Below are 489 nucleotides of genomic sequence, written 5' to 3' on the forward strand. Positions count from 1 at the left end.
TCCGCGAGCAGGCCGCCACCGACGAGTGGCTCGGCTGGCTCGCCTGCAACCACCATGTCACTTATGCCCATGTCCGCCGGCCCGAGCGCTACACCGAGGACGAGAGCGCCTTCGCGGGCATCAAGGCTAAGGCCGCCAATACCTACGCGGATCTCGCCACCATGACCGAGGTGCGCCTCTCGCACGGCGGCTGGGCTGTGGGTGACCGGTTCAGCGTCGTCGACGCCTACCTGATGGTCTTCTGGTTCTGGGCCAACGGGCCCGTGCTCCGGTTCGACATGGCCGGCCGCTTCCCGGCCTGGACCGCCCATGCCCGCCGCGTCGCCGAGCGGCCGGCCGTGCAAGCCGTCTTCGCCCGCGAGGGACTGCCGCTCCCGCGCTGACTCGGTTCGGCCGCGGCACCCCCTTGCCGCGGCCGTCGAATCGGCCTAGAGCGCGTACCGTACGGTACGGTACGCCATTCGAGATGATGCAGGCCAGCGCCACAGC

General features: G+C 70.3%; 1 protein-coding gene. It reads left to right on the forward strand.

The features are described from left to right. Positions 1–383, forward strand: a 383-nt coding sequence (locus tag ACU8YC_RS26500) for a glutathione binding-like protein (protein ID WP_446896194.1), incomplete at its 5' end; no start/stop codon positions are given. Positions 384–489 lie beyond the last annotated feature (106 nt).

The sequence above is a fragment of the Citrobacter sp. VF227 genome (assembly GCF_052950715.1).